This window comes from Erysipelotrichaceae bacterium 66202529, from assembly GCA_017161075.1.
In the GTDB taxonomy this organism is placed as follows: domain Bacteria; phylum Bacillota_I; class Bacilli_A; order Erysipelotrichales; family Erysipelotrichaceae; genus Clostridium_AQ.
On sequence record CP046174.1, the window covers coordinates 2,253,081 to 2,265,861 of the forward strand.

The 12,781-nt window shown below is 47.6% G+C and carries 13 protein-coding genes; all 13 read left to right on the plus strand.

Features of this window, described 5'->3' with window-relative positions; genetic code table 11:
* Positions 1 to 44: 44 nt before the first annotated feature.
* The 13 genes from nusB (at position 45) to GKZ87_10705 (ending at position 12,780) form a co-directional block, all read left to right on the plus strand.
* Positions 45 to 422 (plus strand): transcription antitermination factor NusB, encoded by a 378-nt coding sequence (gene nusB / locus GKZ87_10645; protein ID QSI25903.1) that lies wholly within the window; start codon positions 45 to 47, stop codon positions 420 to 422.
* Positions 419 to 1,747, plus strand: coding sequence for an exodeoxyribonuclease VII large subunit (gene xseA / locus GKZ87_10650; GenBank protein QSI25904.1), 1,329 nt, complete (start codon positions 419 to 421; stop codon positions 1,745 to 1,747). Before nusB ends, xseA begins: the two co-directional genes overlap by 4 nt.
* The gene (xseB, locus tag GKZ87_10655; protein QSI25905.1) at positions 1,747 to 1,959 is read left to right on the plus strand and encodes an exodeoxyribonuclease VII small subunit; all 213 of its coding nucleotides are present in this window, start codon (positions 1,747 to 1,749) and stop codon (positions 1,957 to 1,959) included. Before xseA ends, xseB begins: the two co-directional genes overlap by 1 nt.
* Positions 1,952 to 2,794: a polyprenyl synthetase family protein gene (locus tag GKZ87_10660; GenBank protein QSI25906.1), complete on the plus strand. Its 843-nt coding sequence runs from the start codon at positions 1,952 to 1,954 to the stop codon at positions 2,792 to 2,794. The genes xseB and GKZ87_10660 overlap by 8 nt, the downstream gene beginning before the upstream one ends.
* 13 nt (positions 2,795 to 2,807) lie before the next feature.
* A complete protein-coding gene (gene dxs / locus GKZ87_10665; protein ID QSI25907.1) occupies positions 2,808 to 4,685 on the plus strand; it encodes a 1-deoxy-D-xylulose-5-phosphate synthase in 1,878 nt (625 codons plus the stop codon).
* On the plus strand, positions 4,682 to 5,461 hold the full coding sequence (locus GKZ87_10670) for a TlyA family rRNA (cytidine-2'-O)-methyltransferase (GenBank protein QSI25908.1): 780 nt from the start codon (positions 4,682 to 4,684) through the stop codon (positions 5,459 to 5,461). The genes dxs and GKZ87_10670 overlap by 4 nt, the downstream gene beginning before the upstream one ends.
* A gap of 4 nt (positions 5,462 to 5,465) precedes the next feature.
* A complete protein-coding gene (gene recN, locus GKZ87_10675; GenBank protein QSI25909.1) occupies positions 5,466 to 7,127 on the plus strand; it encodes a DNA repair protein RecN in 1,662 nt (553 codons plus the stop codon).
* Positions 7,128 to 7,178: 51 nt separating this feature from the next.
* Positions 7,179 to 8,180: a stage IV sporulation protein B gene (locus GKZ87_10680; protein ID QSI25910.1), complete on the plus strand. Its 1,002-nt coding sequence runs from the start codon at positions 7,179 to 7,181 to the stop codon at positions 8,178 to 8,180.
* A 182-nt stretch (positions 8,181 to 8,362) separates the two neighbouring features.
* Positions 8,363 to 9,196: a sporulation transcription factor Spo0A gene (gene spo0A, locus GKZ87_10685; protein ID QSI25911.1), complete on the plus strand. Its 834-nt coding sequence runs from the start codon at positions 8,363 to 8,365 to the stop codon at positions 9,194 to 9,196.
* Positions 9,197 to 9,247: 51 nt separating this feature from the next.
* The gene (gene dinB / locus GKZ87_10690) at positions 9,248 to 10,429 is read left to right on the plus strand and encodes a DNA polymerase IV (protein ID QSI25912.1); all 1,182 of its coding nucleotides are present in this window, start codon (positions 9,248 to 9,250) and stop codon (positions 10,427 to 10,429) included.
* Between the two features lie 105 nt (positions 10,430 to 10,534).
* Positions 10,535 to 11,158, plus strand: a complete 624-nt coding sequence (locus tag GKZ87_10695) for a stage II sporulation protein M (protein ID QSI25913.1) — start codon at positions 10,535 to 10,537, stop codon at positions 11,156 to 11,158.
* Positions 11,159 to 11,194: 36 nt separating this feature from the next.
* The gene (locus GKZ87_10700) at positions 11,195 to 11,857 is read left to right on the plus strand and encodes a methyltransferase domain-containing protein (protein QSI25914.1); all 663 of its coding nucleotides are present in this window, start codon (positions 11,195 to 11,197) and stop codon (positions 11,855 to 11,857) included.
* Positions 11,854 to 12,780 (plus strand): tyrosine recombinase, encoded by a 927-nt coding sequence (locus GKZ87_10705; GenBank protein QSI25915.1) that lies wholly within the window; start codon positions 11,854 to 11,856, stop codon positions 12,778 to 12,780. The genes GKZ87_10700 and GKZ87_10705 overlap by 4 nt, the downstream gene beginning before the upstream one ends.
* The last annotated feature ends 1 nt before the right edge of the window (position 12,781 follow it).

Below are 12,781 nucleotides of genomic sequence, written 5' to 3' on the forward strand. Positions count from 1 at the left end.
GCAGGGAAATATGATAAAATAAAAAGGATGAATGGAGGATTTCTATGAACAGCAGACATAAATTACGGGAGCTGGCAATGACCAGCCTGTATCAGCATTTTTTATTACAAAAGGACATTAAGCAGTGTGTATACGATAACTGTGAGACAAATGAAATTGACCCGTTTCTATATACGGTAACGATTGATGCCGTGGCGTATCGTGATGTATATATCGACAAGATCAATGAGGCTCTGCGCCAGGACTGGACATTTGACCGTCTGGGGTTTGTCGAGCAGGCGATTTTGCTTATGGCCGCCTGTGAGCTTGACCTGGAAACGGCGCCAAAGGCTATCGTTATCGATGAAGCAGTCACACTTGCGAAAAAATACTGTGACGATGAAACATATCGTCTGATTAACGGAGTACTGGATCGTCTATGAGTCAGAGTGTGTATAGTGTTTCCTCACTGGTTCACTATATCAAGCAGTCGCTGGACAATGATATCCGGATACAATCCATTCTCATCAAGGGGGAAATCAGTAATTTCACCAATCATCGCAGCGGACACTGGTATTTTACACTAAAGGATGCCCGTGCCAAAATCAGCTGTGTGATGTTTTCCTCACATGCACGCCGCTGCCGCATTGTGTTGAAAGAAGGAATGAAGGTCATCGTGACGGCTTCCGTTTCCATGTATGAGGCAGGGGGAAGCGTGCAGCTGTATGTGACCGGTGTACAGGCGGATGGTCTTGGAGATTTGTTTCTGCAGCTGGAGGAAGTAAAAAGAAAGCTGGCTGCGGAGGGACTCTTTGATCCCAATAAGAAAAAGGCACTGCCGCAGTATCCGATGAGTATCGGTGTTATCACTGCGAAAAGCGGAGCTGCCGTGCAAGATATCCTGACGACGATTTCCCGGCGCTGGCCGCTGGCAGAGGTAAAGGTATACCCCAGCCTTGTACAGGGCATTCAGGCAAGTGAGGCCATTGTAAAAAATCTTGCACTCGCAGATTGTGGAAATCATGATGTCGTATTGCTTGCCCGTGGAGGGGGAGCTATTGAGGATTTATGGTGCTTTAATGAGGAAACGGTTGCCAGGGCGGTATATGCGATGTCTTCCGTAATTGTAACCGGAGTCGGACATGAAACGGATACGACGCTTGTCGATTATGTATCGGATGCCCGTGCACCGACGCCGACGGCAGCTGCGGAGCTGATTACACCGGATCTGGAAGAGGTGCGTATGCATGTGGCACTGCTTCGCCGCCGTATGATCAAGGATATGGAAACCCGGCTGCAGCTTGCCAGACAGGCATTGGAGCCAGTAAAGCAGCACCGGTATATGAAGGATCCGCAAAGCTATATACGCGAAGAGGAAATGAAGCTTGCCATGCATGTGCGCCGCCTTGGTGTTGTGGAAGCGCAGGTAGCTGCGTTTGCCATGCGGCTGAAGCAGAATTCACAGCAGCTGGCAATCCACAGTGAACGCTTGTATCAGATCAATGCGCGAAACGTGGAACAAAGCAGGCTGAGGCTGCAAAATGCCCTGCAAAATTACGATATGCAGCGCAAGCGTCAGATGCGCAATGTCAGTGCTCTGCTGGATGCGTATTCCCCATTGAAAAGTCTTTCGCGCGGATATGCGATTGCCTACCATGAGGATGCGGTGATTTCCAGTATAGAGGATGTAGAAGTAAACGATACCCTGCGGCTTCGGCTGCAGGATGGATATATTGATACCATCATTGAGAAGAAGGAGAACTTATAATGGAACAGAAACTGCCTTTTAAACAATCCATGAGCCGGCTGGAGGATATTATCGCCGCATTGGAGAAAAATGAAATTGAGCTGGAGGATGCGATTGCTCTGTTTGAAGAAGGACTGCAGCTGGTAAACTCCTGTGATTCTCAGCTAAAGAACTTTGAAAACCGCGTACAGGAGCTGCTGAATACATATCAGGAGGGAAATGAAAATGCCTGATTTTGAAGATTATCTGACCCATTGTCTGGATAGCGTGCCTGCAAGCAGGGTACGGGATGCTATGCAGTATTCCCTGATGGCAGGCGGTAAGCGGGTGCGTCCGAAGCTGCTGCTGGCTGTGCTGAACGCATACGCTCAGGAGGAAACCATCGGCTATCCGCTGGCAGCTGCGATTGAAATGATACATACCTATTCCCTGATTCATGATGATCTTCCGGCGATGGATAATGACACACTGCGCCGTGGCATGGCTACCTGCCATGTAAAATATGGTGAGGATGTGGCGATATTGGCAGGGGACGGCCTGTTGACCTATGCATTTGCACAGGCGATGAAAACAGCTTGCCCTGCGGATGAGCTTGTTGAAATTTGTCGTTTGCTGTCTGATTACAGCGGGGCAGGAGGTATGATTCTGGGACAAATCAAGGATTTGGAGGGGGAAGCCAATCCGCATATTGATTTACAGTCTCTGCAGGATATCCATTTCTACAAAACAGGCAAGCTGCTTACACTTCCGCTGCTATGCGGCGCACTGCTTGCCGGACATAAGGCAGATTTGCCGGTATGGGAAACGATCGGTGCGGATATCGGATTGTCCTTTCAGATTCAGGATGATATTCTGGATGTGACAAGCACGGTGGAGGAGCTTGGAAAAAATATCAACAGCGATGCGGAAAATGAAAAAAGCACATATGTAACGCTGCAGGGAATCGAAAAAGCAAAGCAGGATGCGGATTTCTATTATCGGCGTGCAATCACACAGCTTGATTCCCTGAAGCTGGACACAGAGCCGGTAAAAAAGCTGTTTGATCAGCTGATGAAACGAAAAAACTGAGAGGAGCGGTTGTATGAACATCTACGATATCAAACAGCCTGCGGACATCAAGGAATGCTCGCTTGCACAGCTGCAGGATTTGGCTCAGCAGATTCGTGTGTTTCTGATTCAGAGCATAGCCAAAACTGGCGGCCATCTGTCCAGTAATCTGGGGGTCGTTGAGCTGACCATTGCGATGCATTATGTCTTTGATTCTCCTTCGGATAAATTTATTTTTGATGTCGGTCACCAGTCCTATGTACATAAGATTCTGACAGGCCGCAGCAGTCAGTTTCCAACGCTTCGGCAGTATAAGGGGATCGCAGGCTTTCAGAAGCGTAAGGAAAGCGATCACGATGTCTGGGAGGCCGGACATTCCTCAACCTCTTTATCCGCAGCACTTGGTATGGCGGTTGCACGCGATCTGCATAACGATACCTATCAGGTGGTGCCGGTTATCGGGGATGGAGCTTTAAGCGGCGGCATGGCCATGGAAGCCCTAAACCAGATTGGCAGCGAGCAGCGCAACATGGTCATCATATTTAATGACAACAACATGTCGATCTCACAAAATGTGGGAGCGATGGATGAGGCCTTTACAAAGCTGAGAACGAGTAAGCCGTATACGACCTTAAAGGAGGATTTAAAGGGGGCACTGTCCACAACCAGAATGGGAAATTCGTTATTGCATACCATGAAGCATATGAAAAATGCAGTAAAGGAGAATGTGGTGGATACCTCCATATTCGGAGATTTCAATCTGGATTACATCGGCCCGGTGGATGGTCATGATTTAAAGATGCTGATCAAGGTTTTGAAAATCGCCCGGCAGCATGAAGGGCCAATCGTGGTTCACGTCATGACAAAGAAGGGGAAGGGCTATCGCTATGCGGAGGAGGACCGGGAAGGAAAATGGCACGGTGTCAGTCAGTTTGATCCGGAAACCGGAGAATCCTTAGCGAAGCTGCCTGCCGGACACAAAAGCTGGAGTGAGGTTATGAGTACCACACTGATGGATCTGGCACAGCGTGATGAGCGCATTGTTGCCATTACACCGGCCATGAAATCCGGAAGCAAGCTGTCTGCGTTCTTTGAGCGTTTTCCAAAGCGTTCCTTTGACTGTGGAATTGCCGAGGAGCATGCCATGACGTTTGCGGCAGGCCTATGCACGGCAGATGTACGGCCGTTTATTTCTGTATATTCCTCTTTTCTGCAGAGAGCCTATGATCAGATCAGTCACGATGTTGCCCGGATGCAGCTTCCGGTCGTGATTGGAATTGACCGCTGCTCACTGGTCGGTGAGGATGGAGAAACGCATCACGGGGTATTTGACATCGCCATGCTGCGCCCGATTCCCAATATGATCCTGGCACAGCCAAAGGATGCAAGGGAAGCACAGAATTTGTTATATTCCGCCTTTGCACAAGGAGATCACCCTTATGCAATCCGTTATCCCAGAGGAAATGTAAGCTATCAGGCGGTGGAACAGTATGAGCTGATTCCAACAGGAAGCTGGACGCAGACGGCGATTCGTGAGGATTATGCACTGAATATCATCACCTATGGGCCGGATGTAGACCGCATCATTTCCAAGGCAAGGGTCAATCAGCTGCCGATCCGTGTGATCAATGCGCGCTTTTTCAAACCGATCGACGAGGAGCTTATGGCAGCTGTCTGTGAGGAAAACAAGCCGGTGATCATATATGAGCCGGATATACTGTGCGGCGGCTTATCCAGTGCGATTACAGAATTTGCGAATGATCACCGGTATACGACGCATTTTGTCCGCATGGGCATAGATGATCATTTTGTGGAGCACGGCTCCTTGCCGCAGCTGCGCAAGCTGGAGCATCTGGATATGAATACGCTGTTTGAAATCATCGCAAGCTATCTGGAGCTGGATCAGACATGAGACTGGATGTATACCTGAGCAAATGCGGTTTGTGTGAAAGCCGCGCCAAGGCGCAGGATGCCATACAGGAGGGCAGGGTAAGCGTTGATGGAGTAATCGTAAAAAAAAGCAGTATGCCGGTAGAGGAAGCCATGGAGATTCATGTGGAAGCGCCGGAAACAGCGTTTGCCTCCCGTGCAGGCTTTAAGCTGTATGATGTGCTGGAACCCTTCCGCATTGATTTACATAACCGTATCTGTCTGGATGTAGGGGCAAGTACCGGTGGCTTTAGTGATGTCTGTCTGCAATCCGGAGCACGTTTGGTGTATGCTGTGGATGTCGGCAGAGATCAGCTGCTGAAGCGCTTGAAAGAGGATCCGCGCGTTGTGAATATGGAGGGTGTGAACTGCCGCTATCTGCAGCGGGAAATGTTTGACCTCCAGCCCGATTTTGCGTGTATGGATGTCTCGTTTATATCCATTCGCCAAATCCTGCCTGCACTGGCATCCCAGTTTGACAATTTGGAAATCGTGGCGCTGGTGAAGCCGCAGTTTGAAGCAGGAAAAGCGAATGTCGGCAAGCACGGCATCGTTAAAAATGAAAAGGTGCATATCGAAGTCCTGCAATCCATGTGTACGTTTGTGAATACGCTTGGACTGTATGTTCATCACTTGTGTGCCAGCAGTGTGCTGGGCAGGGATGGAAATAAAGAATTTGTCATGCACTTGAAGCATGAGGAATGCCACCGTGTATTCCCCATTAAGGAAATCGTAAAAAATTATCAGGTAAAGAGGTGAGAATATGCTTACACAGATCTATGTGAAAAATTTCATTCTGATGGATGAGGTGCAGCTGGAGCTGCATGACAACATGTCGGCCTTCACCGGTGAAACCGGAGCCGGAAAGTCTCTGTTAATGGATGCGATCGGCATCCTAAAGGGAGATCGTGTCAACAGTGATATGATCAAGGAGGGCCAGAGTAAGGCGGTCATTGAAGGTGTTTTTGAAATTGCCAACGATCATATGGTATGGCCACAGCTGCAGGAGGCAGGCTTTGATACAGAGGATGGTCTTTTAATCGTCACCCGGGAGGTGACCCGGGAGGGAAGAAGCACAGCCCGGATCAATCAGCGGACGACGACGGTTTCATTTTTGAAGCAGGTGGTTTCCCAGCTGATCGACATTCATTCGCAGCATGATACACAATATCTGCGTAATGCCGCTTCCCACCAGATGCTGCTGGATCGCTTTGCACAGGATGAGGAGCTGTTACAAAGCACAAAGGCGAGCTGGCAGACCTACCGTTCCATAAAAAAGGAGCTAGAGGAGGCTCTGCATAATGACTATAATGAGGATGATCTGGAATTTCTGACCTTTCAGCTGAATGAAATTGACGATGCACAGCTGCAAGAGGATGAACTCGAGGAGCTGGAACAGGAACAGAAGCAGATGATGGCATATGAAAAGCTGAGCAGTGCGGCATCCCAGGCTGTGGAGCTGCTGGATGGAGACAGTGTGGCTTCAATTTATGAATGCTATCGTCTTTTGCATCCATTGCAGGAGGATACCGTCTTTCCGGATGCGGCAGCACAGCTACTGGATCTGTATTATGCACTGGATGAACAATGCTCCCGTATCCGCACCCACCTGGAGGAGATGGAATTTGATGAGGCGCATTTTCATGAAATTCAGGAGCGCATATTTCTGATTCACAAAATACAGCGCAAATACGGCGGCAGCTATGCAGCCGTCATGGAAAAGCGTGCGTTTCTGGAACAGAAAATTGACAGTATCCTGCACCGTCAGGATTTTATCACCAAGCAGGAGCAGCGACTGGCCAAGGCCCGCAAGCAATATGAGGCAGACTGTACAAGGCTGCATGCCTTGCGGGTGAAGAAGGCGCAGGAGCTGGAAAAGCTCATCCTGATCCAGCTGAAGGATTTGCAGCTACCCAATGCCCGCTTTCATGTAGAGCTGGAAGCCTTTGAGGGCAATGCGGCAGGTAATGATAAAATCACATTTCTGGTATCCATGAATGCCGGTGAACGTCTGCGTCCCTTGCAGGCAGCCGCAAGCGGAGGAGAGCTTTCCCGCTTCATGCTTGGCTTAAAAACGGTGTTTACAGGATTAACCGGCATTGATACGATTATCTTTGATGAGATTGATACCGGTGTCAGCGGCAGTGTTGCCTTCGCTATTGGAAAGAAAATGCGGCAGCTGGCACAGCATACACAGGTATTCTGTGTAACCCATCTGGCAAGTGTAGCTGCCTGTGCAGCTCAGCACTATGTCGTTGAGAAGCATCAGGACAGGGAGCATACAACAACGACCATCCGTCTGCTTGATGAGCAGGAACGTGTGGAAGAAATGGCAATTATCGCCGGCGGCAGTGTCAGTGATACCGCATTGCGCGCCTCTCAGGAGCTGTACGATAAGGCAAGACAGGAAACAGGTAATAATTAACTGACATGAGTATCTCCTGAAGTACCACACTAACTCCAGGAGGTGAGCGTTTTGTACAAAAAAATAGTTGCTTTTTTATGCGCTGCAGCTCTTATGCTGCCAACGTGTATATATGCCAGTGATGAATTGTATCTTGGCGGAGACAGCATCGGCATACAGCTGAATTACAATGGTGTCATGATCACCGGAACCTATCCGTTTATCGTCGATAAAGAAACCTATGATCCTTCCGCTCAGATTCAGCCTGGGGATATTCTGGTAAGTGTGAATCAAGTGCCGATTTCCTCTATGGATGAGTTGTATCAGCAGCTTTCCGCATACCAGAAGGAAGTCAATGAGATACCGGTGGAAATACAGCGGGGAGCTTCTAAACTTCCCATAACACTGAAAACAACCTATGATGCCTCCACACGTTCGTTTAAAAGCGGCTTATATGTGAAGGATAAAATTGTCGGTGTCGGTACGCTGACCTATTATGATCCCTCAAACAACACCTATGGTGCCCTGGGGCATGAAATCATGGACTCTGACCTGAAGCAGGTCGCTGAGGTGCCATCAGGCAGTCTGTATCCGGCTAATGTGGTCTCAATTACAAAGGCACAGGATAACATTCCGGGGGAAAAGCATGCGGAGATTGACTTCAGCTCCTCCTTCGCCAATGTCCTCGCGAATACGAATATCGGTATTTACGGCCATTACGATCAGCTGCTGCGCAATGTGGAGGCTCTCCCCTGGGCGAAGCATGATGAAGTGCATACGGGTGATGCTGTGATGTATACCGTGCTGCAGGGTAAAACAGTAGAGGCATTTACGATTCATATTACGAAGGTGCATCGGCAGAATACAGCGGATGTAAAGGGAATTGAGTTTAAGATTGATGATGAAAAGCTGGCGTCTGCTTCCAATGGAATCGTACAGGGAATGAGTGGATCACCGATTGTACAGGATGGAAAAATCATCGGTGCTGTCACCCATGTCATCACTTCCCACCCTTCCAACGGGTATGGTGTCTTCATTGAATGGATGCTTCAGAAATCCAGAAATATAGCTTAAAATCCGCAAAAACCGACATATTTTGATAGGTTGTTATGCTTTGAAACAAAAGGAACGGCGTTTTCGTCGCTCTTTTCATTTTTTAGAAATATTTGTGAAATTCTTTTCTTCATTCGACATTTTCACCGAATTTCTGCATCCATTCTCCGTATAATTGATATCAGTAAGGAGAGAGGAAACGTATGAATAACAAAATAAATGTATATCTGGTGGATGACAGCATGGAAATGATCCATAGCATGAAGGAAGCGCTCACAAAGAGTGATGGGTATCAGGTCATTGGAAGTGCCACCAATGGCGAGCAGTGTGTCAACGAGCTGCGCGGAAAGCATCTCGATGTGCTTGTGCTGGATCTGATTATGCCGAAGAAGGACGGCATCAGTGTCCTGCATGATTTAAAGAAGAATCATATTCAGGTGGATTACATCATATGTACAACACCGTTTGTAAACGACCTCATTGTGGCAGGTGTACAGAATTACAGCATTGATTATATTCTGATGAAGCCCTTTGAAATCGAGCAGCTATGCGATAAGCTGAATTTTATTGTCGGCTATACGCACAAGGAGCATTTATCCAGAAATATGGTCAAGGTTAATCTGGACGATGATGAGAAGGAGCGCCTGCAGAAGCTGGAGCTGGAAAGTGAAATCACCGAGCTGCTGCATGAAATTGGTATCCCTGCACACATTAAGGGGTATATGTATCTGCGAACAGCCATTCTGGAAACCTATCTGAACGTGGATTTTCTGGGTCAGATCACCAAGGTGCTGTATCCGGAAATTGCCAAGAAATATGCGACCACGGCATCCCGTGTGGAAAGAGCCATTCGACACGCAATCGAGGTTGCATGGAACAGAGGCAATATTGATGCGATTGATGATATCTTCGGCTATACGATATCCGCCAGCAAGGCGAAGCCGACCAATTCTGAGTTTATTGCCATGATTTCTGATAAGCTGCGCCTGGAGCACCGACTGCGCAACAAAAACAATGTGATCAAAACATTCCGCTAGCTTTTCCGGTAAAAATCCAGTATACTATACTGGATGATAAGGGAGTAGTGTATGGCAGGAAGAGTTATTTTACATATTGATCTGAATTCCTACTTTGCAAGTGCGGAGGTTCTGAAAAACTCTGCACTGGAAGGGCAGCCGGTCGTTGTGGCAGGGCTGCACCGGCGAAGTGTGGTATCGACAGCAAGCTATGAGGCCCGCAAATATGGGGTGCATAGTGCTATGCCATTGCATATGGCGATGGAAAAATGTCCAAATCTTGTAGTAGTACAGGGCGATTACGGCTGGTATGAGGAATTGAGTAATCGTTTTTTTAAATACCTGCGCAGGTTTTCCAATCTGATTGAGCCTGCCAGCATTGATGAATGCTATATGGATGTGACCGATGTCATTAAAGATTACAAGCGACCGCTCGATTTAGCCTGGCAGATTCAAAAAAGCGTCTTGCATGATTTGAAGCTTCCCTGCAGTATAGGTGTAGCGCCGAATAAATTTCTTGCCAAAATGGCAAGTGACATGCGCAAGCCGATGGGGATCACGATTCTGCGGAAGCAGGAGGTTCCCAAAAAGCTGTGGCCGCTGCCAATCCATGATATGTGGGGGATTGGGAAAAAGACGGTACCCTTACTGATACAAAACGGCATTACCACCATCGGCGATCTGGCAGATCCTGACAATGAATCAAAAATCATGACATTACTGGGGAAGCATGCATATACATATATTCAGCATGCTCGTGGAAACGGCTCTGCCCAGCTTTCCTTTAATACGAGTGTACAGTCCATCTCACAGTCAACGACTCTGGATAGGGATATCACCGATTACGACGAGGTCAAAACTGTACTGAAACGGCTTGCCGCTGCATTGAGCAGACGGGCAAAGGAGGATCATATCAAGGGCTCTCTGATTTCGCTCAGTATCCGGTATTTCGATTTTTCCAATGCAGTGCGCTCTGTCAATATTCACAACTATACGGATGATGCCAATGTTCTGCTGGAGCATGCCTTACTGCTGTTTGACCGTAATTACAGCGGCAGGGAAATCCGTCATTTGGGTATCGGACTTGGTTCTCTATATTCCGCAGAAAACACCATTGATCAAATCGATCTGTTTCAGCATGAGGTCAAACCGACCAATACTGTCGAGGATGTGTTAAAGGAGCTGAATGCACAGATTCCCGGAGCGCATCTGATGCGGGCAAGTGATATACAAAAAGCAAAAAACAGGGAGTGATTCCGACGTATATTTACAAAGGATATCGGATATCACGCGGTATTTGTCGATGTGTTGGCAGCAAGTCTGCCTTCTTTTTTTCATATAGTGAAGTGAGGTGACTATATGAAAAGTAAAATACCCGTAAGAAAGAAGCAGGTCTATCACGGATTTCTAAAAAAATATCATAATGTATATCTGTTTATTGCTATTCTTGTCGGCTGCGGCATTCTGATGGGCATCATCGTTTCCAATTATATTGATGTATCGGATATCAAAAGTCTATCCAGCTATCTGACGACCATTGATTCCAGTGTGAATAAATATGATTACTTTGTATCTCAGTTTTTCAGCGGTATCGTTTTTATCCTGTTCGTCTTTCTGCTGGGAACCTCGCTCATCGGTATACCTGTGATCAGCTTTATCGCCTTTACAAAGGGGATGCAGATCGGCTTCTCCTGTGCCCTGTTTGTTTATACGTATCATTTGAAGGGGATTGCGGGTATCATCATGACACTGCTTCCGCAGGTGGCGATGGATTTGATTGCGACCTTTCTGATCTCTGCCAGTGCTATTCAGCTTTCCATGTATATTATCTATTCCACGACCAATCGGGAACGTCTGAACTTCAAGCAGCTGGGAAACAATGTCCTGAATGATATCTTTATCTGCTTTCTGATTATTCTTGTGGGCAGCTATCTCAAATCCACGCTTGTCATTGAATTTATAAAACTGTTTAATTTAATGTAAACTTCCGCTATAATAATAGGGTCAGGGAGGTAGCGTATGGAAGAATATACCTATGATTATATCAACGGGACAGATATCTACTTGTATCAGCACAAGAAGATGTTTCGTATCAATACCGATACTGCACTGCTGGCGCAGTTTATGACCGTAAAAAAAGGGGAGCGCGTACTGGATATCGGTACGAATAACGGGGCATTGCTGCTGGCGGCACAGCGCTATGAACCAAAGCATATGTATGGGGTCGATATTCAAAAGGAAGCGATTCAGGTCGCAGACATGAATATGCGCCATCACAATATAACAAATGTAACACTGTTTGCAGCTTCCATCCATGATGCACAGCTGGAAAAGATGGATGTTATCGTCTGTAATCCACCATATTTTAAGGTTCATGAAACCTCCAACCTCAATGAATCGCAAAGTCTGCAGATGGCCCGCCATGAACGGTTTCTGACACTGGATACGCTGTGTCGCAGGGTGCAGGAGCTGCTGGATGAAAAGGGACGCTTTTACATGGTACACCGGGCTTCCAGAATAGCAGAAATTGCCTATACTTTGAAGCAGTACCGTCTGGAAATCCGCACGCTGCAGTTTGTCTACGACGTGAATAAGGAGGAAGCGGTCAGCGTATTGGTGGAGGCGGTGAAGGATGGGAAGGTCAACGCCCATGTGCTTCTGCCGCAGATGATCAAACGATGAATATCCATGAGGCACTGCAGGATTATCTGCATTACATACAGGCAGTTGATCAAAAGGCGCTGGCAACCATTCACTCCTATCAGCAGGATCTGCAGGAATATGAGGCCTGGCTCATTGGCAAGCATAAGCAGGTGATGGAGGATATTCTGCCGCAGGATATTCAAAGCTTTTTATCCGAGCTGGAGGAAGGTCAAAAGGGGGAGGACGGACGTAAGCGCAGCAGCGTAAATCATATGCTGACAAGCATTCATATGTTTCACCGCTATATTTCCATGCAGCATCCCACTATTCTCGATCCTTCCATCCATCTGCGCGGGGGAAAGAAGGAACAGCAGCTTCCGCTGTATTTTAACCCGCACGATATCGAGAGGCTGCTGGACAGCTTTGGTGAGGATGAGCGCAGCTTGTATCAGAAGGCGATTTTAGAGCTGTTGTACGGCTGCGGACTGCGGGTCAGCGAGGTATGTGAGCTTCGTCTAAATCAGGTTCACCTGGAGCAGGGTTATCTGCGTGTGATTGGAAAAGGGGATAAGGAGCGCATGGTGCCGATGCATAAGCGCTGTGTTCTTGCCTTACGGGTCTATGTAACACAAATCCGTCCCGGATGGGAGAAACGCAAGTCTACCCGCGTATTTATAAACAGCAGAGGAAATGTATTGACCCGTCAATACGTACATACATTGATCAAGCAGCGCCTGCACATGCTGAATCTGGATGAGCGGCTTTCTGCACACAGCTTCCGGCACAGCTTCGCGACACACCTTTTAGATGGCGGTGCAGATCTGCGTGTTGTACAGGAACTGCTGGGACATCGTGATATTGCGACCACCCAGATTTATACCCATGTACAAAACCGCCGGTTAAAGGAAGCCATTGAGAGCTATCACCCGCGGTCGGATAAAAAAGAAAAACAAAAAGGATGAG

Excerpts from the sequence above, each read along its gene's own strand:
- dinB (QSI25912.1), top strand. The coding sequence starts at position 9,248 with ATGGCAGGAAGAGTTATTTTACATATTGATCTGAATTCCTACTTTGCA.
- xseB (QSI25905.1), top strand. The coding sequence starts at position 1,747 with ATGGAACAGAAACTGCCTTTTAAACAATCCATGAGCCGGCTGGAGGAT.
- GKZ87_10660 (QSI25906.1), top strand. The coding sequence starts at position 1,952 with ATGCCTGATTTTGAAGATTATCTGACCCATTGTCTGGATAGCGTGCCT.
- GKZ87_10670 (QSI25908.1), top strand. The coding sequence starts at position 4,682 with ATGAGACTGGATGTATACCTGAGCAAATGCGGTTTGTGTGAAAGCCGC.
- spo0A (QSI25911.1), top strand. The coding sequence starts at position 8,363 with ATGAATAACAAAATAAATGTATATCTGGTGGATGACAGCATGGAAATG.
- nusB (QSI25903.1), top strand. The coding sequence starts at position 45 with ATGAACAGCAGACATAAATTACGGGAGCTGGCAATGACCAGCCTGTAT.
- xseA (QSI25904.1), top strand. The coding sequence starts at position 419 with ATGAGTCAGAGTGTGTATAGTGTTTCCTCACTGGTTCACTATATCAAG.
- GKZ87_10705 (QSI25915.1), top strand. The coding sequence starts at position 11,854 with ATGAATATCCATGAGGCACTGCAGGATTATCTGCATTACATACAGGCA.
- GKZ87_10700 (QSI25914.1), top strand. The coding sequence starts at position 11,195 with ATGGAAGAATATACCTATGATTATATCAACGGGACAGATATCTACTTG.
- dxs (QSI25907.1), top strand. The coding sequence starts at position 2,808 with ATGAACATCTACGATATCAAACAGCCTGCGGACATCAAGGAATGCTCG.
- GKZ87_10695 (QSI25913.1), top strand. The coding sequence starts at position 10,535 with ATGAAAAGTAAAATACCCGTAAGAAAGAAGCAGGTCTATCACGGATTT.
- recN (QSI25909.1), top strand. The coding sequence starts at position 5,466 with ATGCTTACACAGATCTATGTGAAAAATTTCATTCTGATGGATGAGGTG.